The sequence below is a fragment of the Acidicapsa ligni genome (assembly GCF_025685655.1).
In the GTDB taxonomy this organism is placed as follows: Bacteria; Acidobacteriota; Terriglobia; order Terriglobales; family Acidobacteriaceae; genus Acidicapsa; species Acidicapsa ligni.
In genome coordinates this window covers 577,586-598,047 of sequence record NZ_JAGSYG010000004.1, presented here as the reverse complement: position 1 = coordinate 598,047, position 20,462 = coordinate 577,586, and the positions used below count along the sequence as shown (strand labels likewise).

Sequence of the window (20,462 nt, the reverse complement as noted above, 5' to 3'; positions counted from 1 at the left end):
GTGTAAGGCGATGAGACTCACTGGGTATTTTTTACACGACCCGAGTAAAAACGACCGATCTGAGCATTCTGAATCAGAAACAAGTGCTTACTCGTCTATAAGATAGCGATGGTTCTTGTCGTGCACTTTGTTTTTGCTCGTGAATGGATTGAGAGGTGCATTTGCGCTTCTCTCCTGGGGGAACATCATGCATTTCTTTCGCTTACGCCTGGTTGCGGCTTTATTGATTGGGATCACGGTCATCTCATTGGGATCGACTTACTTTGATGTGCTGGCTCATAAGCTTTATCTGCAGCAGGATTTAAAGCGACGAAGCCAGTGGTTTGGCGCGGGGCTTCAAGCGCAGATAGAGCGCGAGATGGCTATCGGATCTCCAGAAGAATTGCCTGGGGTTTTGGAACATCTGCGGCAGTACGCGGATCAGCCGGGGCTCGCGGTCTATGACACGCAGGGTAAGCTGCTGGCTGCTGCGGGCGAGACTTCTCCTTTGAAGAATATTTCGGCAGGTACGTTTGGCCTGTTGAAACATCCGCTGAATGATGGCAAGGAGGCTTCGGCCTTCGTGCGTGTTCCTGTAAATGAGGGACAGAGTTTTCCTGCGATGGGTTCAGTCATGAATCGGGGAGTGAACCTGCTGCGGCCGACGCGGCTTTGGTATGAGGCCGCGATTCCTCTGCACAACGGTCAGCGCACGATTGGTGCACTGGTCATGGTTGCAAATGCTGAGTACATTCGCGCCGATGGTATTGCTGTCTGGCGAAGGAGCTTCTTGCGCATTGCCGCGATGGTGATTTTAATCGTCGTGGTGACACTGGTGATGGTGCGATGGTTTCTTTTTCAACCGGCAACGCGCGCCGCGGAGTGGCTACGCAGGTTGCGTCAGGGCAAGGCGGATGTTGACGAAGGAGCCAAGGAGTTTGCGTTTCTGTTGCCCCTGGCTAACGAGGTAACTTCAATCGCCGAGAATCTGACGCGCGCGCGCGCAGCGGCCGAAGCAGAAGCCAGGCTGCGCGATGCGGCAGAGCATGTGTGGACTGCAGATCGGCTGGCGGTCCATGTGCGGGAACGATTGGGTGATGGCAAGCTATTTGTGGTTTCAAATCGCGAGCCGTACATGCATGTGCGAAAGGGAAAGGAAACCGAGTGTGTGGTTCCACCAAGCGGTCTGGTCACGGCTATCGAGCCGGTGCTGCATGCATGCGACGGTACGTGGGTTGCGCATGGGAGCGGCAACCAGGATAAGGCTTTTGTGGATGAGCACGATCGGTTGAGAGTTCCGCCTGAAGAACCGCGATATACGCTGCGACGTGTATGGCTGAGTGAGGAAGAAGAAGCCGGTTACTATGAAGGTTTTTCCAACGAAGGCCTGTGGCCACTCTGTCATATCGCGCATACTCGGCCGATCTTTCGTGCCAGTGATTGGAACTATTATCAGCGCGTCAATGCAAAGTTCGCTGAAGTGCTGGTAGAGGAGATGCGCGGCACGGAACGCCCTGTTGTATTTGTGCAGGACTATCATTTTGCGTTACTGCCCGCGATGATCAAGAAGGCGCGTCCCGATGCAAGAGTCGCGATTTTCTGGCATATTCCATGGCCGAATGCGGAGGCATTTGGGATTTGTCCGTGGCAGGGACAGTTGTTGGCGGGACTGCTTGGCGCGGATGTCATTGGATTCCACATCCAGTCTCATTGCAACAACTTCATGGACACGGTCGATCGTGTACTGGAAGCTCGCACGGATCGTGAACATTTCACGATCCGTCGTCATGGGCATATTTCTGAAGTACGGCCTTTCCCTATCAGCGTTGCGTGGGATGAGCATACGGTTGAAGAGGAACCTTATGCGGAATTCGAGACGGATGACCCGGACGAAATCCAAGCGACCTCATATCAGTTGAAGAGGGACCTTGGGATTGAAACGCAGCACATGGTGCTTGGCGTTGATCGAATGGATTACACCAAGGGAATCGTGGAGCGTTTGCTGGCAGTCGAACAGTTGCTGGAAGACCATCCCTGGTATCACGAAAAACTTACGTTTGTGCAGATTGCTGCACCTACACGCGCACGTATTCCAAGTTATGCGCTATTACGCACACAGGTTCAGGAGACTGTGGCACGCATCAATGGGCGCTTCGAAACATCGCAGTGGAAGCCGGTTATTCTTATCGAGCGGCAATGCAGTCATGCTGAAGTCAGGCGCTATTACTGTGCGGCGGATATCTGCCTGGTAACATCGCTGCACGATGGAATGAACTTAGTCGCCAAAGAGTATCTTGCTGCTCGAAAGGACGGAGATGGAGTTCTGATTCTCAGTCGGTTCACAGGAGCTGCGCAGGAATTGCGAGACGCATTGCTGGTAAATCCGTATGACATTGTGCAGGTGGCGGAGGCTATTCACACGGGGCTTGAGATGAGCGTGGGCGAACGGCGACTGCGGATGGAACGGATGCGGCACCAGGTGAAAGAACATAACGTTTATCGTTGGGCGGCAGCGGTGTTGACGGATGTATGTGCGGTTCGACTGGCCACAGATGCGACAGGCTATCCGACATCCCCGCAAAACCATACTCCTGATTCCCTTACAGAGTTGACTTATTGATTTTTCACTCTGCGTCTCAAATGAAGCCTGAGGACGATAGGTCGCTCTTGATTGGCCTCGTCCTAAGTCTGCGGAAAATCTGCGAAGGGAGAGAGATTTGCAAACGAGCGCGATAGATGAAACAGACGTATCCATGCCAAGAGATGAAGCCCGTCTGGATGATTTCTTTTCGACATTAGCGAAGGCGCGGGAGTCTGCGCTTCTGCTGGATTTCGATGGAACGCTGGCGCCATTTCGCATCGATCGTTTTCAGGCGCGACCGTGGGCTGGTGTGACCGAGCTACTTGAGAAGATTCAAAAAGAAGGTCGCACACGGCTTGCTCTCGTAACAGGCAGACCGGCCAGCGAGGCCGCATCTTTACTGGGGATGAAGCAGCCAATTGAAGTTTGGGGATTGCATGGCGCAGAGCGACTGTATGCAGACGGACATGTTGAACAAGAGGTGCTTGCCGAATCAGAAATCTATGTCCTGAGAGAGGCGAAGAAAGCTGTCTATGAAGCTGACCTCGGGCTGCTGATTGAAGATAAATGGAATGCTGTTGTGGTGCATTGGCGAGGCATCGCTCCGCAATCAGTGCCAGCGATTCGGGAACACGTCGTAAGCCTCTTGCGTCCGTATGCTACGGATGAGCGAATACAGATGTTGCAATTTGATGGTGGGGTTGAGTTGCGAACGGGCCGCGATAAGGGCGGTGCTGTTTTACAGGTACTCGCGGGGCTTTCGGAGAGCGCTCCAGTAGCTTATCTCGGAGATGATACGACAGATGAATATGCTTTTCGCGCCCTTGCGGGCAGAGGGCTCGGGGTGTTGGTGAGAAAGATAGCGCGGCCTACAGCGGCACAGGTTTGGCTGAAACCACCGGGTCAACTGAGGAAGTTTTTGAAGTCATGGCTTACGGCAATGAACGGCTAGCGGAGAGATACTACGGGGTTTCAGCTTCGACTTATGTAACTGCTTTGCTCACTCAACTGAGCGCTATGGCTTCTCCTGCACTTTCACGACGAAATAGCTGAATACTGTGCCTTTGGGAATCAGCAACTGATGCGGAATGCCTGGTGGAATGTGGATCACATCGCCCTTGGAAAGAGTAGTTCTTGTTCCGTGAAGAACGGCGGTGCCGCGCATCTCTCCCGGAGCAGCGGATGTCGAGTTTTCCAGTTCTCCGCCTGAGAGCAGTGTTGCATTGCCGTCAATGACGATGAAGAGGTCGGAGTACTGTTCATGTACTTCTGCGCCGCCATCCTTGGTGCGCACACTGAGCATTGTGAAATCGACGCCATATTTCTGCAATGTTTCAGCGGCAGCACCGGCTGGATTATCCGCCTTTTGTTGCAACTCCGTTGCCTTATGCTTCAGATCCTGGGCGCTGTAATGGTCTATCTGCCCGGCCTGTTGAGCAATGCTGCTGGATGGGATGAAGCAGCAACCGAGGCTGATTACGATAACGATATTGCGGACAGTATTTCGCCGAGCTCTTTGCATCGTCTTCTCACTTTCACATTTGCGAAAACCATACGGCTGACATGGATGCGGTGTCAAACGTGCGCTCTGTAGAACACCGTTATGCGCATGGTGTAGGCTTCGTGCAGAGGATGTTTGAGCTACGGATGACAATGCCTGAGATTACTATCGAGTCTGTATTGGAGACACAAGGTTTTGAGCTGGGCAGCGTTGCGACTCATGCTCCGGGCGCGGCAGGCATGTTACCTATTACTCCGGAGATGTTGCTGCAACAGCCTTCCGGAAACCTCTTTGGCTTGAGTATGAATGTGGGCATGGGTTGGGATCCGGCGCGTGTACTGGGGCCTGAGATTCTGATCCTGAGTACGCATGGCGGTCTGCGGGCAGAAGATGGAAGTCCGATAGCACTTGGATTTCATACGGGGCATTGGGAGGTTGGGCTTCTCGTCGCCGAGGCTGCGCGGCAGTTGAAGGAACTCGATGCTGTGCCCTTTGCTGGAGCATGCACGGACCCGTGCGATGGACGCACGCAGGGAACGACGGGGATGTTCGATTCCCTTCCCTTTCGCAATGATGCGGCGATTGTGTTGCGGCGGCTGATGCGATCATTGCCGACGCGAGCAGGCGTTCTGGGAGTTGCTACATGCGACAAGGGATTACCGGCAATGATGATGGCGCTGGCCTCTGCTGCAGAGATTCCGACTGTCTTGATTCCTGGAGGAGTGACGCTGCTGCCTGAGAATGGCGAAGATGCGGGCAAAGTTCAAACGATTGGAGCACGCTATGCGCAGCAGCAGATCACGCTGGAGTATGCAGCGGAGATGGGTTGCCGAGCGTGCGCTACTCCTGGAGGCGGCTGCCAGTTTCTAGGGACGGCTGCGACATCGCAGGTGATTGCCGAGGCGCTTGGACTGGCGCTGCCGCATAGTGCGCTGGCGCCTTCGGGGCAGAGTATCTGGCTTGATGCAGCTAGACGTTCCGCGAGGGCTGTATTGCGCCTCAGGCAACTGCATCTTGGTACTCGCGATGTGCTGACGCAGGCGTCGATAGAGAATGCGATGGCGGTACACGCGGCCTTTGGTGGCTCGACGAATTTGCTGCTGCATCTGCCTGCGATTGCTCATGCTGCAAAATTGCGCAGGCCGGTTGCGAACGACTGGGCTCACATCAATCGCCAGGTGCCTCGGCTGGTGGATGCGCTTCCGAATGGACCTGGAAACTACGCAACAGTGCAGGTGTTTCTGGCAGGTGGAGCGCCTGAAGTTATGTTGCATCTTCGGCGCGCTGGGCTGCTCAATACGAGCGTGATGACTGCGGCTGGCGCGACGCTTGGGGACAACCTGGATTGGTGGGAGGATAGTCCGCGACGGCATGCATTGCGAAAGAATCTTCTACAACAGGATGGGATTGATCCTGACGATGTGATTCTTGCTCCGGATCGTGCTCGGTCTCGCGGACTAACTTCCACGGTGTGCTTCCCTGTTGGCAATCTTGCACCGGAGGGTTCGGTGATCAAGAGCACATCGATTGATCCATCGTTGATCGATGCGGACGGCAAGTATCGACATCTTGGCCCGGCGAAAGTTTTTACTACAGAAGCAGCAGCGATCCACGCTATCAAGAATGGGCTCGTTGTTGCTGGAGATGTTGTGGCGCTGATTTGCTCCGGACCCGCAGGCGCGGGGATGCAGGAGATCTATCAGATTACTGCAGCGTTGAAAGCGCTGCCTTTTGGCAAGCATGTAGCTGTGCTCACGGATGCTCGATTCAGCGGTGTGTCTACGGGTGCATGCATTGGACATATTTCGCCAGAGGCACTGGCCGGTGGTGCGATTGGCGCATTGCAAGATGGCGATCAGATTGAGATCGTGATTGATCGAGCGAAGCTGATCGGTTCGGTGAATTTTATTGGGGAAGAGAAACGCTTCTTTGCTCCTGAAGAAGGATTGCGTATTTTGGCTGCTCGAGGACCGCGTTCGGATTTGACGCCGCATCCCTCCTTGCCGGACGACACGCGGTTGTGGGCGGCATTAGTGCAGGCAAGCGGCGGGATATGGGGTGGTTGCGTCTATGATATGGAGGCCATTACTTCCTTGCTTGAAAAAGGCAGAAATGCAGAAGCGAAAACTAGTATCCGAAGAGAGGATGATTCCCATTGATTCTGTATCGAACGGCTAATGGATTATTTCTTGAGAAGGATGGGCCTGTTTACTTATTGGAGGAGCGCTCGCTGGATGCGCTGCTCTCTCATGACGATCTACATGGCTATCTCTCGGCGGCAATCGATAACGGAAGGGTTTCGCAAGAGTTTGACATCAGGCAGATTGCGGCTCCGATTGAGCACCAGGAAGTGTGGGCCTCTGGCGTTACTTATTACCGGAGCAGAAGCGCGCGCATTGAGGAGTCAAAGGATGCGGGCGGTGGAGATTTTTACGATCGCGTCTACTCTGCTGAACGTCCGGAGTTGTTTTTCAAGGCAGTAGCAAGCAAGGTAGCTGGGCCGAACAGCGATGTGAGAATTCGCAGCGACGCCAAGTGGTCGGTACCTGAGCCTGAGCTTACTCTCGTGATCAACTCTCGCGGAGAGATTGTGGGATACACGATCGGCAACGATATGAGCTCACGCGATATTGAAGGGGCTAATCCGCTGTATCTACCGCAGGCTAAGGTCTACGACCGCAGTTGCGCGCTGGGGCCTGGCATCCTGATTCAGAAGGAGCCTATGCCGCCGAACACGCAGATCTTTTTGGAGATTTTACGAGCGGGTCATGCGGAGTTTGCTGCGAGTATTCCGCTTTCGGAGATGAAGCGCGATCCGCGTGTACTGGTGGAATATCTGTATCGCGATCAGAGCTTTCCGCATGGATGTTTTCTGCTGACGGGGACCGGCATTGTTCCGCCTGACTCGTTTACGTTGCAGAGTGGAGATGAGATTCATATCAGCATCAGCGGGATTGGAACGCTGGTAAATCGCGTTGCTTGAGAATGGATTACACGAGAAGGGTCTGAGGATGGATGTCGCTGAGATTTTGATTGATGGTAAATGGCAGGCTGCAGATGTGGATGCTACATTTCATGCGGAAAACCCTGCAACCGGTGAAACGCTTGCCACTGCGTTTCCAATAAGCAGATGGTCGGATTGCGATGCGGCGCTCAGCGCTGCATCGAAGGCGGCGGTAACGCTGCGTGAGGTTGCTCCAGAGCGGCTTGCAGCGTTTTTGGAAGAGTACGCTTCGAACATCGAAGCTGCTGCACCTGCGATTATCGCGGCGGCTAACGAGGAGACCGGGCTGGCGGTGAGTCCACGATTGAAGGATGTGGAGTTGCCGCGCACTACCAACCAGTTGCGACAGGCAGCAGCAGCAGCACGCGAAGAATCATGGAAGCGCGCGACGCTGGATCTTGAGCGCAATATCCGTTCCTGTTTTGTTCCGATTGGGCCGGTGGTGGTCTTTGGTCCGAATAATTTTCCACTGGCCTTCAACGGAATAAGCGGCGGAGACTTTGCAGCAGCAATTGCTGCGGGAAATCCTGTGATTGCGAAGGCTCATCCTCTGCATCCGAATACCACGCGGCTTTTAGCTGAGGAAGCGCGCAAGGCCGCGTCAACAGCGGGCCTGCCATCGGGCACGGTGCAAATGATTTACAACGTCCGCAATGCGGATGGCCTGAAACTGGTGAGCGATCCGCGCGTAGGAGCTGTTGGTTTTACGGGAAGCCGCGGTGCTGGGCTGGCTCTAAAGCACGCTGCAGATGAGGCAGGGAAAGCTATTTATCTGGAGATGTCCAGTCTCAATCCGGTGATCTTTTTGCCAGGTGCGATTGCGGAGCGAGGCGAACAACTTGGGCGCGAGCTCATCGACAGTTGCCTGGCTGGTTCAGGACAGTTTTGCACGAGCCCCAATCTCATTTTGCTTTGGGAAGGTGAGCCGGCAGAGAGCTTTGTGGCCCAGGTCGCGAAGGGCTTTTCTGAGCGCACGCCACAGCCGCTGCTTTCTTCTTCAGGACGGGAACATATTCGCGAGGGAGTCGCTGCGCTTATCCATGCCGGAGCGCGATTGGCTGCTGGTGGAAGCGTCTCCAATGGGAGTGGATATCGCTTTGAGAATACGCTGCTGCGAGCGACGGGAGCACAGTTTCTAGCGAATCCCAGTGGGTTGCAGCGCGAGGTATTTGGAAATGCAACGCTGGTCGTCACGGTGAGCAATGAAGAACAGTTGCAGTCTATTCTTCAAATATTGGAAGGGAATCTTACCGGAACGATTTATTCGGCAAAGACGAGCGATGACGACGCAATTTACTCACGGATCGAGCCGTTGCTGCTGGCTAAAGTCGGACGCCTGTTGAATGACAAGATGCCGACTGGCGTAGCGGTCAGCCCTGCGATGCAACATGGCGGGCCGTTCCCTGCTACTTCGCACCCGGGGTTCACGTCGGTGGGCATTCCCGCTTCTCTGACGCGCTTTGCACAACTGCGATGCTATGACGGAGTTCGCGAGGATCGCCTGCCGGAGATTTTGCGGAACTCGATTGAGAATCCGCAGACGTGGCGATCGATTGGTGGGGAATGGGTTAAGGGCTAAGCCAGAAATGAAACTTGCGGGTGTGGTAGGCGAGGCAGGGCGTCACGCTGGACGGCGAGGGCAGAAAGCAGAGGGTTGTTTCTTTCCCTTTTGAGCTACCAAGGACTCTGTTTCGCTACTTCAAGGACTCCGACCGAAAACCTGAACGATTCCTCTTCGCGAATCGCACCGAAATGATGTGGGCGCTCAGGAATGTCCTCTGCGCGGTGAAAGAGCTTTGCACGGATTAGGGCTTTACCCCGCCCGGTCGCACCCTGCGCGTCTTCCGCCACACCTTCGCAGTGAACTATCTCCGGCGTGGTGGATCTGTCTTCCATTTGCAAAAAGTCCTGGGGCACTCAACGCTTGAGATGCCCTGGCGATACGCCAATCTAGTTACCGTGGATCTGCAAGCTATGCATGAGCGTGTAAGTCTGCTCGCACCATGAGACACTGACAGGCAACATGAACATGGTCCAATTGCTCATCCAAACCGGCGTTACTTTCATTGCAGCGGGTCTAGGCGCGATTCTTGGCGCTTTCCTGACCCGCCATACCGAGAGATTCAAACACCTTCAAGAGTTGCGCTCCACTGCGTATGCTGATTTTCTGCGTGGGTTTGCCAAAGTTGGCAGGGCGCAAATAGATGGCGACAGAGGCGAGCGCAGCAAGTTAGAAGAACTTGAGGGCCGGATCGTAGTAGCAGATTCCAGGTCCAGAATCGCGATTTATGGCAGCCCCGATGTCCTTCGCGCATTATCCAAGTTCATCAGACTTGGCACCCAATCCATTAGACCAGAAGGGATGCAAGCATTTGCCGAACTCTGTTCTCTAATGAGGCGGGAAGCCATCAAACACCACGCATCGCTCGACGATGTTCACACAGTGTTATTTAGCTGATAAGCATACGAAATTGCATATTCCACAAAAATATCCAATTTTTTATAATTATCAGTCTATGTAAATAAATGGATTGCGGCGCTTTTTGAGTGCCCAGTGGGTAAAATTTACCCACCCTATGGCGTTGGTTATAAAGTGGTTACGGTTCTTATTGCCGTACGTTCAATCAATACTGTCCATCACGATCGACAAGCATTGTGAATACAATAAACGCACATAACTCATTAATAATCAATGACATATAGCCATTGCTTGCACTTTTCCTCACTTTCAGGCTACTCTTTTCACCTCGGAGGAAACAATTATGGACCCTCATAGCAATTTCCACGATTACTTAACGCGAATGATGACGAAACAGCCCGTCAAAGAAATGCAGGACAGGGTCAATAGTGGGCCGCTCGATAGCCTAATCAAGTACCTACCCAATCCGAAGAAATGATCAAGACGAGGACGGGCTTAACTAAGCTCGTCTCGTGTCTCACTCACCCAATTGACACCGCGATAGATGCCTTCCAGGCCCAGTATTTGAACAATGCGCGTTGTCGTCTCTTTACGATGCTTGACCACCAGATCCATCGCCGGAAACTCCTCTTCGCACCTTGTGTGTATCTACCCCGGCCTGTACTATTTCCACGCAGCGGGAATTAATGTAAGTAGTTGATTTTAATGTATGGTAGGCGAGGCAGGGCTTGAACCTGCAACCCCCGGCTTAGAAGGCCGGTGCTCTATCCAGTTGAGCTACTCGCCCGCAGATTTATTGTATCGCCTCTGCGTTTGCCTTCACGGCTGAATGAGAGTGACTGCTGTGGTGCAGAGGGTGTTGGCGACGATTGCGAGGGCTGACGCGAGTGTTTCTTCGGCAGCGGTTGGGCTCGCACCGCATGCGGTGATATAGACGGTGATTCCAAAGCCCTGCTGTTCGCCTGCGACTGCTTGCCGGATGATCAAGTCTACCCTGGAGCAGCGAGATACAAGTGTTCGCAAGTTGAGTACGGCGTTGCGCCCGAAAGATTCGGCCTGTTCGAGGGACACAAAGAGGCTTTGGCGCTCAGGCAGAACGTCTACATAACAAGCTTGCGCTGCTGCTGCCTCTGCGATTGTAGCTTCCATCTCATCGGGATCGATCTGGGAGGGATCTTCAATCGTCCAGATGTCGCATTTGGCTGTCCAGAGCGAGGATTCCACGCTATTGAGATAGGCGAGTGCGGAAGCTAACGGTGGAAACTGGAGAGTCTCGGCAAGCTCGCTGATCCGATTCGGGGTTGCGCGGAGGTCAACGAAGCCGGACCAGAGCGGATCGAGTACGGGTGCCCTGGCGCCGATTTCAACTTCCCAGTCAGCTTCCATGAACCTGCTCGTGATTGCCTGCGATAGCCAGCAAATAACGTACGAGTGTGGCCTCGGCCCAGTGGCGATCGCTGTGGCCGTGAAGATCGGGAGGCGCGACTGTTCTGGCAAGAAAGGCGCAGTGGCCGCCATGTGTAGTTTCAACGAAATCGACGAAGGGGTTTGCCATCAGCAGGGATCGAGTCCCAGGCGTCATGCGGATGAATGGATCATCCAGCGCATGCAGGACCAGGGTCGGAATGGCGATTTGCGCAACCACCCTGGCTGCCGAAGACTGGGAATAGTAATCGTCAGCCCCGGTGAAACCACTGAAGCGAGCGGTTATGCGGTCATCAAACTCGCGAATAGATCGTATCGGGCCAATATCCTGCGCTGTATAGATGTCGGGGAAAAGGCTGGTTTTGCGTCGGAAACGTCGCATGAGATTGCGAAGGAAATGCCATTCATAAAAACGGTTGGAGGGTTCGTGCAGGGCGTCGGCGCTGAAGGCGAGATCTGCCGCCGGACTTACTCCGACTGCGGCGATGAGCCAGGGTGGAGCCTGGTTTCCTAATTCGCCAGCGAGTTTGAGAACCAGGTTGCCACCCATGGAATAACCGATTGCGGCAACACGCTGGAGCTGATAGGCATCAACGAAATGATGGAGCACGGCGTTGACATCGTTCGACAATCCAGAGTGATAGAGGGTTGGCGTCCAGGTTTCCGTGCCTCCGCAATTCCGCATATTCATGCGGATAATGTTGCAGCCCTCACTCCAGGCCCTTGCGGTGATTCCCTGGACATAACGTGAGTCAGAGGAGCCTTCGAGGCCGTGAACTATGACGAGCGTAAGGCGGCTGGTGCGGACCTGCTCCGGCTGCCAGTGGCAGTGGCATAAAACGCGGCTGCCATCTGCGGCATCTACTATTACATCCTGCGCGTGTACTGGAATTTGAAAGGGAGGACGTCGCCAGTAGTTCCCTGCAAGCGTTTGCCCGTGACTGCCGCGCAGAAATGACAGCGGCTCGAATGGAGTAAACCACAGGCCCCGATCGACTGCACCGGAACGTCGGTCTGCAGTCGGAATAGTCATATTGGAAGGGGGAATTTCCTAGGTTTGATCACAAAACGTGATTAGAAAATTGGGGCGGCTAGTGGGGATCGAACCCACGACATCCTGTGCCACAGACAGGCGTTCTGCCCCTGAACTATAGCCGCCATCTACCTTGTCGATTGTACCATTGAAGCTCGGTCAAGATACCATTTTCCCGATACGAGGAAACAGGATGCCTTCGAAGGAACCGATTGGAGAGCTTTTGCCGAATAACCGCTGGAAAAATGGCGGGCGCTGGCTCGGCGATGAACGGCTGCGATGGCTGGAGGTCATGCTCGATGAGGCCTTTGTCATTCCAGGAACGGGCATCCGCTTTGGGCTGGATGGGATAATCGGGCTGGTTCCCGGGCTGGGAGATGTGCTGGCCGGGATTCTTTCGCTGGTGATTCCTTTGGCGGCCTGGGTTCGCGGTGTTCCCTACATCACTCTTCTGCGGATGCTCGTGAACCTCGCGATTGGAGTGCTGGGGGGGACAATTCCAGTACTGGGGGATATTTTCGATGTTTTCTGGAAGGCCAACCGGCGCAATTATCGCTTGCTGACGAGATCTCTTGATGAGCCTCGGAAGCATACGTGGCGAGATTGGGTTTTTCTTGCATTGATGGCGGGGGCGATAGGTGTGATTTTCGCCATACCGATTCTTCTGCTGTTCTGGTTTTTCGTGTGGCTAGCCGAGTGGAAGATCACTCGTTGAGACTTATGGTTGTTTTAGAAGACAGAAACGGCCGTATGCGAGCACGAAGAATCCAGTCACGTTACAATGAAATTGAGTGAGTGCCCGGCTCCTGCCGGGTTTCGTGTCGGGGCGTAGCGCAGCCTGGTAGCGCATCTGCTTTGGGAGCAGAGGGCCGGGGGTTCGAATCCCTCCGCCCCGACCATCTAACCTATTTACTTACAACGGGTTTACCGAGTCGTCGGCTTGGGATACGAAACTCGCGTGGTTCTTCTGCCTCAGAAATGCCATCGCAGATTTCTTCGAAGACATCCAGTTGTGTCGATGGAGCGAACCTCGGACCATACGGTGACTGCCAATTCCGGCTGGCATCAAAGTGAACCGCCATCCATCGCATAAACTATTTCAAAAGGCGGCCCTCTGTACCTATGACATCAGCGACACTTTCGCCTCGCGACTGCCTCACATGCAAATCCCGAAAACCAGGTTGGTTTTGTGACTTGCCTACCCATGTATTGACCGAATACGACTCGATGGGCGTTCACATGATGTTGCCTAGCGGCGGCATCCTTTTTTCGGAAGGACGGACGCCTCAATGGGTTTCTGTGCTTTGCTCGGGACAAGTTAAGCTCAGCAAATCCTCGAAGGACGGCAAGACGTTTCTCGTAAGGATCGCGAAGCCCGGCGATGTTCTGGGTCTGAGCGCAGTTCTCTCCGGAACGCCTTACGAGGTCACCGCCCAGGCAATCGAGCCTGTGCAGATGAAGTGCTTTCACCGCGACGAGTTTCTCCACTTTCTGCAGCATCATGTCGAAGGCAACCAGCACGCGGCCGAAAGTCTCAATAACGAATATCGCGCGGCCTTACTGGACGCATGTCGTTTAGCGCTTTCGAGTTCTATTGTGGGCAGGATGGCGCATCTCCTCCTTCAGTTTGCGAGCGAAGCGGGCACGCTAGAGCAAGACCAGCCGGAGATTCTTTTGTCCCTGACGCATGAGGACCTAGCCTCCATGCTTGGCACTACACGAGAGTCTGTCACTCGAATCCTGAACGAACTCAAACGCAAACATATCCTCTCGATAACCGGGATCAAGACGCGGATCCTTCGCAAGAATGCCCTCGAAGCGCTGGCCTGATCCAGGGGAATTCAACCCGCTTCAGCCGCTCGGACTATACCCTACGAGTATCCGACGCAGTTGTTACTGCACTGAATGCTTCGGTCTGTTACTGCCCTGCGAGATTTCACAGTGCCAGAGATCAGTAGATACAGAATTGCTCCCACGCTGATAATTCCGAGGAGTGAGCTGGTCTGTTGAAAGGGATCGTTCTCTGCGACAACAAAAAAAGGAGCTACGAATATTGGCTTCGTAGCTCCCGGAATTATTTGAAGTGCGGATCGGGCTTAGTTGGCTTTCTCTGTGGTTATAAACGCGTCCACGAGTGAGGTTACGTTGAGCCCCTTTTTCAACTCGTCCAACGTTACCTTATTTCCTGATACATGAATTGTGGCTGGTTCGCTGGGTAGAAGGTTGATGTAGTTATCCGAGTATGTCACGTCAGTCTCGCCAAACGACAGGTAAACGGCCCTGGCCAAAACGGAAGACTTCAGCACCACATCGAAGCCGTCGCCGGATGGCTGAATGTCTGTTGAGACTGGGGCCGGAAGAAGATGGACCTGCTTCGATGGCACGAAGAACACGAGATTGGAAGACACCTCTTTTCCTGCCACTGACAGGTCCGCGACTCCCACGAGTTGTGACATATCCAATTGGCCCAGGCTGAGGAGGTCAGTCATTGTGATTTGCTCATAGACTTTGGAGGCCAGTGGATCGATGGTGACATTCTGCTTGGTCTCTTTGATGACCTTCCCGTTGAAGTCCATGATGCGTAGACGTAGCTGCCCTTGTTCTGCTTCTACTTTGTCGGAGACAACGTAAAGCGAGAGTGTTCCATTATCGAAGTGTGGGGATACAAGAACGGGTGCGTAGAACTTCCGTGCGTAGTATTGGAGCGCCTTCCATCGGCCGTAGTAGTCGATGCTCGACCAGGATGCAACAGGCCAGCAATCATTCAATTGCCAGAAGAGAGAACCCATGCTCTCTGGTCTCTTACGGCGAAAGCTCTCAGCGCCAACCTTGACTCCCTCTGCCTGTAGCACCTGGCTGGCATACAGGAAAGATGCGAAGTCTTTCGGCTCTCCAAAATAACGGGACATGTAGGTTTGGATAATCTTGTTGCCGCCCCAATTCTTCTGGTGAACGATCATGACAGGCGTAAAGATGTTCTTCCGATCTTCTGGAAGAGTAAAGGACTCTATCGTCTTCATCTCCGGAAAGGATTGAAAGCCGTACTCTGAGGTGAAGCGCCACGGCCGCTTCTCGTATTCGCTAAAATCAGCATCCTGGTGCCAGACGCTCCAATCGTGATTGTCGCCGCTTTGATAAGCGTCTGTGAGCTCTTCATAGTCTGCGCTGGGAGTGCTGGGCCAATAAGGCGTTTGCGGATCGACACGTGCCGCTGTGGTCGCGAGGATTCCACTGAACTCGGTAAGGTAATCCTGCCAGATTCGCTCGTGGACAGGCGCGGGCAGTTGCCCGTTTCCATTCCAGTCGCGGAGATCCTCGGTTTCATTATTTCCAGCCCAGAGAACAATGCTGGGATGGTTCCTGAGACGTGTCATTTGATACTCGGCTTCCTGTTGAATGTCCTCTTTGAAAGAGTAGGTTCCGGGTTGCCAGTTATTGCCAAACATGAGGTCGTGGAAAACCATCAGACCCAGTTCGTCACAGAGATCGTAAAACTCCTGCGTTTCGTAATAGCCGCCTCCCCAGAGACGGACCATATTCATATTGGCATCCTTCGCTGACTGGAGGATGTACCGATACTTCTCGTTCGTAACGCGGGTCGGAAAGCTGTCGAACGGAATGACGGCTGCTCCCTTTGCGAAAACGGGTATGCCATTGACTACGAACTCGAACGATCGTCCCCATTTATCGAGGTCTCGACGTAGCACTACGGATCGAAGGCCGGTTTTCACATCCTTCGAATCAGTCTCCCGGCCGTTCTCTTTCACCGAGATGTGAAAGTGATAGATCGGCTGCGCGCCGTAGCCGGATGGATACCAAAGTTGAGGCTTTGTGATGTCGATTGGGAACGAGATCACGTTATGGCCCGGCCCCAGGGTCACAGTTCGATCCTGCTTCTGCTCGGTTCCTTGAAGGCCGTAGGTCATGCTGAGCGTGGTCTTGCTTTCTTTGGAAGCGAGGATGTCAACACGGACATTAAGTTCTGCTGCCGCGCTGCTGACGCTTTGTTGTTCGACGAAGACATCGTTGAGGCGGGCATCGTCCCAAACCTCAAGGTAGGCAGGCCGGAACACACCACTCGTTGCAAAGCGCGGCCCCCAGTCCCATCCGAATTCATAAACGGCTTTACGGATGTAGCCTTTTGGGTCTGTATGAGTGCGGTCATGCCAGGGGTCTTTTGCAGCAACAGCTTCAGCGGCTTTCATCGGTGCGGGGAAAACTATCTGAAGATCATTTGAGCCGGAATGAAGAATGGATTTCACATCCATGCGCCATTCCTTAAACATATTGTTCGGCTGTGCGATGCGCTTGCCGTTCAGGTAGATCGAGCAGGCTGTATCCAATCCTTCAAAAACCAGGTCCACATGTTCGCGAGAGAGTGTCGCGGGCGTCGCCTGAATCGTGGTTCTGTATTCCCATCCAGCTTTTTCGATCCACTGGAGCTTGCCTTCGTTGTCACGGTAAAAGGGATCGGAGATCTTTCCGTCGTGCAGCAAATCCAGATGAACGTCGCCTGGAACCATAGCGGGCAGCCATTCCCCCTGAACCGTAGGCGGGACGTCGGCCTGAAAGGCAACCATTCCATCGTCAGGGAGTTGACGCAGTTCCCATGGACTGCTCAGAGAAATGCGTTCGCGGCTTTGCGGCTCCGCTGTAGCGCCCGTGGAAAACGCGAGGGCAGTGCAGGCAAAAAGAACAATCAGCAGTCTACGGCAACGGATCATGGATACCCTTTTCATCAGCGTTGTTAGAGACACGTATAGCGGCTTATCGCCGCTATACGTATCCATCAAGAATAAGAAGTGAACCGAAGCAACATTGGACGTAGCGTCGCCTATTACCAGATCACTTTGAATGTTAGCTGCACGTTGCGCGGCTGATTCGATTGTCCAGCCGAGGACTTGATGATGGTTCCGAAGTTAGCGTCGGTGGGCGTGTAGTCATAGCCAGTCGCCCAGTCGGGATGGTTCGGAAGGTTGAATGCATCGACACGGAACTGGGCATGCAGGCGATCCACAATACCGAAGGTCTTCGCAAGGCTTGCATCCATATCACTGGTACGCGGATTGCGAATTCCCGTGTAGTTGATGTTAGGAGCATCTCCGTACTGCGGGGCAACGACGAAGTTGTAGTTGCCTCCACAGCTATTGCTCGAACCAACGGAAGCGAGCCGCCATTGGCCGGTGGTGGAATTCTGTTGCCATTGACCGACGCATGCGTTGTTAACGCCGCGAATCAGATTGGAGCTGTATTGCGGCTGAATATGGGCCGAGCCATACATGTAAGTCGATCCGTTCAACTGCCACGGCATACCCGTCTGCCAACTGATGATGGTTGACGTTTCCCAGCCGCCCAAAGCTGCATCCACCAGCCGGTTTGCGTGGCCCAGGAAGGTGCGGCCTCGGCCGACTGGGATCATCCAGAAGCCTGAGAAAGTGATGCGATGGGCAAAGTCCGACGAGTCCAGATGTCGCGACTTGATTCGGTAAATCGTATCGGTGAAGCCGCCTGCGTCCATGGTCTTTGACCAAGTCCAGGTGCCGTGCACGGTCAGAGATTTGCTCACACGATGCGAACCCGTCACCTGCAGCGCGTTATACCAGGTCTTGCCGCCGTTGATGTCGTATTCGGTGATATCGCCAAAGGCCTGGAATGGCCGGGTGAAGTTCAGAGCCTGGATTGTCGGTTGCGAATAGTAGTTCGAGCCCTGAAAAGGAGCGACCCCTTGAAACGGATTGGTGAGGTAAGAGCCCGTGTCGCTATTGCAGACGGCTGGATTGCCGCCTAGCTCCAGATTGCACTGCGCATAGGCTGATTCTGCTGGATGGTTGATGTTGTCGCTCGTCCCCAGGCGGTTGGTACGTGTGCCGACGTAATTGATCTCGACGATGTCATCCGCAGCGAACTGCTGCTGAACTCCGGCTGAGTAGGTAAAGGTTCTCGGAACTTTGAAAGTCGGATTCAGATAAAAGAGCCCTTGTCCCAGACCCGTCAGCAAACCGAGCGAGGAGCCCGTTGGTTGAATGACCGTGGGAAAGGGATTCGGACCAGTGCCACCGACGCCGAGATTTTGTGTAGGCGTTTTCATACCGTCATTCGATGGGTTGTATTGCGTGGTCGAGGAAAATCCATATTGGCTTGGGCCGGGATTGGGATTTTGAAACATCACGCCGAAGCCGCCATGAACCACTGTCTTCGGGTGGACAGACCACGAGAAACCCGCACGAGGCTGCCAATCGCCCTTATCAAGCTGGTTGAACGGGCGCGGATTGCCATTGACACCTACGAACTCCTGGCCGCCCATCAGAGGACCGGTCAGGTACGGGGATGCAGGCACCTGAGATTGAACCGGGTTCGTTACAGTCGTGTTGAAAATGTAGTCCATCCGGTTGTGCCGTTCGACTACGTCGCCGTTGATGTCGTAACGGAACCCGAGGTTCAAGGTCAGGTTAGGAAGGATCTTCCAATCGTCCTGCACAAATGGTGCGTAGTAGTGCTGGGAGTAGAAAGCAAGCGGGTTGATGCTCACATATCCCGACGAAGCTGTTCCGAGTAGAAGAGAAGCGATACTATTGCCGCTTGCTGCGTCTCCGGACTGATAGTTTGCCTGCGTCCAGGTGCGATCGACGCTGAGGCTGGTGCCACCGGTTATAGTCCTCCAGGAGGATTGCAGGAGACGCCAATCAAATCCGGCGTGGACTGTATGTTTGCCTTTCACCCACGTGAGGGTCGGCAACATGGCCAACGAGTTGCCCACCGTGAATTGACCGCCCGAGTTGCCAATCTGAGTAAACTCGCCCGAGTTCGTGGATGGGAGAAAATTTCCAAAGACACCAAGCGAAGAGATGAACGAAGTTGGCAATCCCAGCTGCGTCAGGTCGTAGTTCAGAGGCCCTGAGTTCAGGATGTTGCCACGTACGATCACCGAAGCTTTGAAATCCACAATCAGATTGGGCGTGAAGGTGTGAATCCAATCGGGGACAAAGGTATTGACGCGTTCTCCGTGAGGAAATTCGCCATTAGCGCCGACCCCGGGTATACCGTTCTGGTCTTGATATTCATCGCGCTCCCAGTAACCCCAGCGCAGGCTGCCGCGGTCTTTGCTGGAGAATGTCTGGTCGATCTTGAAGAGTGCGTTTCGATACGTATCCGTGACGGCGCTGTTGCCAACGTAATTGTCGGTGTAGGAGTTTTGCGTTGCGCCCGGTGTTGCGTTCGGCTTCGGGTAATAGGAATACAACTTGGCCGCGAATGGACTCAGGCGGTTTTGAGGAATGATGTTCCCAGGAAAGGGATCTCTTACCAGCGCTCCAGTTCCATTGTTATGCAGCGTCAGCGGATCGTAGAGCGTGATGGGCTGTCGCCTGCCCAACGAGGCGTCATAGTAGCTGAGATCGCTGAAATCTCCGGTCAGCCATTGTTGCTCGGGGACACTATCCAGCGCGACGCTGGGTATGATCTCGCTCCAATTCTCAAACTGTGCAAGAAAGAAGGTCTTGTTTTGCCCGTTATAAACCTTGGGCAACACAACAGGTCCGTCGAGTTCGAATCCATACTGATCGCGCTTGTGATTCTGTTTGGGAAGATTGTTATAGTCATTGACCCACAGGTTTGAGTCGAGCCAGCCGCGCCGCGCAAACTCATACACGCTTCCATGAAGTGCGTTGGTGCCGGACTTCAGCGTCATGTCGATCGCGCCGCCCTGCGCTCTGCCGTACTGAGCGTCGTATGGGTTCGTGACTACTTTGAACTCCTGAACCGACTGCACTGGAGCGATGTATCCCATCTGGGAGTTGGTGCCGTTATAAGCATCGCCGTGTGCGGCTTCATTGGAGACTCCATCCAGAAGCAGTTGATTGTTTGCAGCTCCGCCTCCGTTGATGGAAAGGGCTGCAACGCTGTTATCAAAGGGCCGCATGTACAGAACACTTCCGGAGTAATAGGTTCCGGCGCTCAACTGAGCCAACTGTCCCATGTCGCCACCATTGAGGGGCAGTTCATTTACGCGCTCGTTCTCGACTACCTCTCCGACGTCGGCTTTCCCTCGGTCCAACTGCGCTTCGTTGACCTGAATCGTTTCGGAGACAGTACCGACTTTCAATGTGAAGTTGACTGTCAGGGTCTGGCTGACCTGGAGGGTTAGATCGGTCTTGGTCTGAGTGTCGAAACCAGGTGCCATGATGGTGATGCTGTAGTGTCCCGGCTTGAGATACGGGACCGTGTAATCTCCGGTTCCGGTCGTCACAGAAGTCTCTGCGACATTGGTATCGACGTTCGTGATTGTGATCTGAGCCTTGGACACGACTGCGCCCGACGCATCGGTTACCCGACCAGTGAACTGCTGAGCCTGCGCCACCCCTAAAACGAAAACCATCCCAAAGAGGCAACCAGCTATCGACTTGAAAACTCTCATCTTTTTAAACTCCTTGCATACATGGCCATTCCTCGAAGCTGCCGGAAACATGTGACCAGCCGCAGGGCATAGATCCGCGCCTGCGTGGAAGCCAGGTTCCAAGCGAC

At 54.0% G+C, this 20,462-nt stretch carries 14 protein-coding genes and 3 tRNA genes; 9 read left to right on the top strand and 8 right to left on the bottom strand.

Translation table 11 applies throughout. From position 1 onward, the window contains the following. Positions 1-187: 187 nt before the first annotated feature. Positions 188-2,599: an alpha,alpha-trehalose-phosphate synthase (UDP-forming) gene (locus OHL19_RS16685; RefSeq protein WP_263358880.1), complete on the top strand. Its 2,412-nt coding sequence runs from the start codon at positions 188-190 to the stop codon at positions 2,597-2,599. Positions 2,600-2,732: 133 nt separating this feature from the next. Further along, positions 2,733-3,512 carry a trehalose-phosphatase gene (gene otsB, locus OHL19_RS16680; protein WP_263358879.1) on the top strand — a complete coding sequence of 260 codons (780 nt, stop codon included), beginning with the start codon at positions 2,733-2,735 and terminating at the stop codon, positions 3,510-3,512. A 63-nt stretch (positions 3,513-3,575) separates the two neighbouring features. On the opposite strand, the gene OHL19_RS16675 is transcribed toward otsB, so the two are convergent. Then, the gene (locus tag OHL19_RS16675; RefSeq protein WP_263358877.1) at positions 3,576-4,082 is read right to left on the bottom strand and encodes a cupin domain-containing protein; all 507 of its coding nucleotides are present in this window, start codon (positions 4,080-4,082) and stop codon (positions 3,576-3,578) included. Between the two features lie 131 nt (positions 4,083-4,213). Between OHL19_RS16675 and OHL19_RS16670 the strand changes: the two genes are divergently transcribed. Genes OHL19_RS16670 through OHL19_RS16660 form a run of 3 tightly spaced genes read left to right on the top strand, consistent with a single transcriptional unit; the run spans position 4,214 to position 8,644 of the window. After that, entirely contained in the window at positions 4,214-6,220 is a 2,007-nt protein-coding gene (locus OHL19_RS16670; protein ID WP_263358876.1) for a YjhG/YagF family D-xylonate dehydratase, read from the top strand. After that, the gene (locus OHL19_RS16665) at positions 6,217-7,044 is read left to right on the top strand and encodes a fumarylacetoacetate hydrolase family protein (RefSeq protein WP_263358875.1); all 828 of its coding nucleotides are present in this window, start codon (positions 6,217-6,219) and stop codon (positions 7,042-7,044) included. The genes OHL19_RS16670 and OHL19_RS16665 overlap by 4 nt, the downstream gene beginning before the upstream one ends. Before the next feature lie 28 nt (positions 7,045-7,072). After that, the gene (locus tag OHL19_RS16660) at positions 7,073-8,644 is read left to right on the top strand and encodes an aldehyde dehydrogenase family protein (protein WP_263358874.1); all 1,572 of its coding nucleotides are present in this window, start codon (positions 7,073-7,075) and stop codon (positions 8,642-8,644) included. A gap of 95 nt (positions 8,645-8,739) precedes the next feature. Here OHL19_RS16660 and OHL19_RS16655 read toward each other — a convergent pair whose 3' ends face one another. Beyond that, the gene (locus OHL19_RS16655) at positions 8,740-8,961 is read right to left on the bottom strand and encodes a hypothetical protein (RefSeq protein ID WP_263358872.1); all 222 of its coding nucleotides are present in this window, start codon (positions 8,959-8,961) and stop codon (positions 8,740-8,742) included. 127 nt (positions 8,962-9,088) lie between these two features. Here OHL19_RS16655 and OHL19_RS16650 point away from each other — a divergent pair, with 127 nt between their 5' ends. Continuing rightward, positions 9,089-9,523 carry a hypothetical protein gene (locus tag OHL19_RS16650; protein ID WP_263358871.1) on the top strand — a complete coding sequence of 145 codons (435 nt, stop codon included), beginning with the start codon at positions 9,089-9,091 and terminating at the stop codon, positions 9,521-9,523. 671 nt (positions 9,524-10,194) lie between these two features. On the opposite strand, the gene OHL19_RS16645 is transcribed toward OHL19_RS16650, so the two are convergent. The 4 genes from OHL19_RS16645 to OHL19_RS16630 all read right to left on the bottom strand — a co-directional run bounded on the left by OHL19_RS16645 (position 10,195) and on the right by OHL19_RS16630 (position 12,067). Continuing rightward, positions 10,195-10,271 (bottom strand) — tRNA-Arg (locus OHL19_RS16645). A 32-nt stretch (positions 10,272-10,303) separates the two neighbouring features. Beyond that, positions 10,304-10,870: a hypothetical protein gene (locus OHL19_RS16640; RefSeq protein ID WP_263358870.1), complete on the bottom strand. Its 567-nt coding sequence runs from the start codon at positions 10,868-10,870 to the stop codon at positions 10,304-10,306. Next, positions 10,860-11,942 carry a YheT family hydrolase gene (locus tag OHL19_RS16635; protein WP_263358869.1) on the bottom strand — a complete coding sequence of 361 codons (1,083 nt, stop codon included), beginning with the start codon at positions 11,940-11,942 and terminating at the stop codon, positions 10,860-10,862. Before OHL19_RS16635 ends, OHL19_RS16640 begins: the two co-directional genes overlap by 11 nt. A 50-nt stretch (positions 11,943-11,992) precedes the next feature. Continuing rightward, positions 11,993-12,067: transfer RNA gene (locus OHL19_RS16630), tRNA-His, on the bottom strand. 68 nt (positions 12,068-12,135) lie between these two features. On the opposite strand from OHL19_RS16630, the gene OHL19_RS16625 reads away from it, so the two are divergent. The 3 genes from OHL19_RS16625 to OHL19_RS16615 all read left to right on the top strand — a co-directional run bounded on the left by OHL19_RS16625 (position 12,136) and on the right by OHL19_RS16615 (position 13,772). Continuing rightward, positions 12,136-12,657, top strand: a complete 522-nt coding sequence (locus OHL19_RS16625) for a DUF4112 domain-containing protein (RefSeq protein WP_263358868.1) — start codon at positions 12,136-12,138, stop codon at positions 12,655-12,657. Positions 12,658-12,764: 107 nt separating this feature from the next. Then, positions 12,765-12,841 (top strand) — tRNA-Pro (locus OHL19_RS16620). Positions 12,842-13,136: 295 nt separating this feature from the next. Continuing rightward, positions 13,137-13,772: a Crp/Fnr family transcriptional regulator gene (locus tag OHL19_RS16615; protein ID WP_263358867.1), complete on the top strand. Its 636-nt coding sequence runs from the start codon at positions 13,137-13,139 to the stop codon at positions 13,770-13,772. 266 nt (positions 13,773-14,038) lie between these two features. On the opposite strand, the gene OHL19_RS16610 is transcribed toward OHL19_RS16615, so the two are convergent. Both OHL19_RS16610 and OHL19_RS16605 read right to left on the bottom strand, forming a co-directional pair. Next, positions 14,039-16,666: a beta-mannosidase gene (locus OHL19_RS16610; RefSeq protein WP_263358865.1), complete on the bottom strand. Its 2,628-nt coding sequence runs from the start codon at positions 16,664-16,666 to the stop codon at positions 14,039-14,041. Positions 16,667-16,779: 113 nt separating this feature from the next. Then, positions 16,780-20,355 carry a TonB-dependent receptor gene (locus OHL19_RS16605; protein WP_263358864.1) on the bottom strand — a complete coding sequence of 1,192 codons (3,576 nt, stop codon included), beginning with the start codon at positions 20,353-20,355 and terminating at the stop codon, positions 16,780-16,782. Positions 20,356-20,462: the final 107 nt, after the last annotated feature.

Bases quoted from the DNA above. Each gene is read 5' to 3' on its own strand.
- OHL19_RS16685 (WP_263358880.1), top strand. From the start codon at position 188: ATGCATTTCTTTCGCTTACGCCTGGTTGCGGCTTTATTGATTGGGATC.
- otsB (WP_263358879.1), top strand. From the start codon at position 2,733: ATGCCAAGAGATGAAGCCCGTCTGGATGATTTCTTTTCGACATTAGCG.
- OHL19_RS16675 (WP_263358877.1), bottom strand. From the start codon at position 4,082: ATGCAAAGAGCTCGGCGAAATACTGTCCGCAATATCGTTATCGTAATC.
- OHL19_RS16670 (WP_263358876.1), top strand. From the start codon at position 4,214: ATGCCTGAGATTACTATCGAGTCTGTATTGGAGACACAAGGTTTTGAG.
- OHL19_RS16660 (WP_263358874.1), top strand. From the start codon at position 7,073: ATGGATGTCGCTGAGATTTTGATTGATGGTAAATGGCAGGCTGCAGAT.
- OHL19_RS16655 (WP_263358872.1), bottom strand. From the start codon at position 8,961: ATGGAAGACAGATCCACCACGCCGGAGATAGTTCACTGCGAAGGTGTG.
- OHL19_RS16650 (WP_263358871.1), top strand. From the start codon at position 9,089: ATGAACATGGTCCAATTGCTCATCCAAACCGGCGTTACTTTCATTGCA.
- OHL19_RS16640 (WP_263358870.1), bottom strand. From the start codon at position 10,870: ATGGAAGCTGACTGGGAAGTTGAAATCGGCGCCAGGGCACCCGTACTC.
- OHL19_RS16635 (WP_263358869.1), bottom strand. From the start codon at position 11,942: ATGACTATTCCGACTGCAGACCGACGTTCCGGTGCAGTCGATCGGGGC.
- OHL19_RS16625 (WP_263358868.1), top strand. From the start codon at position 12,136: ATGCCTTCGAAGGAACCGATTGGAGAGCTTTTGCCGAATAACCGCTGG.
- OHL19_RS16610 (WP_263358865.1), bottom strand. From the start codon at position 16,666: ATGATCCGTTGCCGTAGACTGCTGATTGTTCTTTTTGCCTGCACTGCC.
- OHL19_RS16605 (WP_263358864.1), bottom strand. From the start codon at position 20,355: ATGAGAGTTTTCAAGTCGATAGCTGGTTGCCTCTTTGGGATGGTTTTC.